At 65.8% G+C, this 1335-nt stretch carries 2 protein-coding genes; both read right to left on the reverse strand.

The annotated features are described in order from the left end of the window. Nucleotides 1–446, reverse strand: a 446-nt coding sequence (locus tag MJD61_22145) for a nitronate monooxygenase (protein ID MCG8557960.1), incomplete at its 3' end; no start/stop codon positions are given. Between the two features lie 158 nt (nt 447–604). Then, on the reverse strand, nt 605–1335 hold a 731-nt coding region (locus MJD61_22150; protein ID MCG8557961.1), incomplete at its 5' end, for an AMP-binding protein.

Here is a 1335-nt window from a genome sequence, read left to right on the forward strand (position 1 = left end):
GCCGGCGGCGGGTGCCCTCCGGCTTCCGCACCCACGACGATCAGGCCGTCGACGCCGGCATCGTTTGCTTTTTGCGCGTGGCGTTCCGATGCGACGACATGGATGCATTTCACCCCGGCGCCTTGGAAGCGGGCGAGATACTTGCTGGGGCCGCCTTGCGAGGCGATCAGGATGGGCGCGCCTTCCTCCAGCACGATGTCGAGGATCTCGTCGGCCTGGGGCCGGTAGAGCGGGACGTTGACGGCGAAGGGCACGTCCGTTGCCAGCTTCAGGCTGCGCAGGGCTTCGCGGAAGTCATCGACGAACATAGGCCCCGCGGCGAGCACGCCCAGGCCGCCCGCGTTCGAGACCGCGGCTGGCAAGGCCACGTTCGAGGAAGCCCAGCTCATGCCCGCCTGGACGATCGGGTGGGTGACGCCAAATCTCTCTGTGAAGCGGTTGCCCATGGTCCTAGCTACATGTCCTCCAGACCGAAGTGTTTCCTGGCATGCTCCGCCAGCAGGCGTTTCGGAACCTTGGAGCTGGCGGTCATGCCGATCGACTCGAAGCTGTCGACGATGGCGACGTACTTGGGGACCTTGAAGTTCGCCAGGCGGTCCTTGGCCTAGGCGACGACGTCCTCCGCCGACAGGGACTCGCCCTGGCGCGGCAGAACGTAGGCGCCGGGAACCTCGATCAATCGCGAGTCCGGCAGCGCGAAGACCTGGGCCTGCTGGATCTTGGGGTGTTCGACCAGCGCGTCCTCGATATCGGAGGGAGCAACGTTCTCGCCGCCGACCCGGATGATCTCCTTCAGGCGGCTCACGAACCTCAGCTTGGACTCCTTGCCCAAGACCCCCTTGTCGCCCGTCTTGAGAAAGCCGTCCGCGGTCATGGTCTTGGCGGTGGCGTCCGGGTCGTTGTAGTAGCCCCGCATGACGCACCAGCCTTGGACCTGGATTTCCCCTTCCTCGCCGATCGCGCACTCGAGGCCGCTTTCCGGGTTGACGATGCGAACCTGAAGACCGGGATGGGGAGACATCCACCCGGCGATACGGTCCTCCAAGGGCGCCCGATAGTCCGACATCGCGATGTTTGGGGAGGCCTCCGAGAGGCCGTAGGCGACGACCGTCTCGCCGGCGCCGAAGTCGTCGGTGATCCGCCGCATGATGCTGGGCGAGACCGCCGCCCAGCCGCCGCGCAAGTGATAGCGTCTCGTCGTGAAGGCTGGGCTGTTCAGCAGCATGAGGTACATGGTGTCGTTGCCGGAAGTGAGGGTGCAGCGCTCCTCCTCCAGTAGGCGCAAGGCGTCCTCGGCGATAAAGCGCTTCATGGTGACGAGCGTGGCGCCGGTCA

Source organism: Pseudomonadota bacterium, assembly GCA_022361155.1.
In the GTDB taxonomy this organism is placed as follows: Bacteria; Myxococcota_A; Polyangia; order Polyangiales; family JAKSBK01; genus JAKSBK01.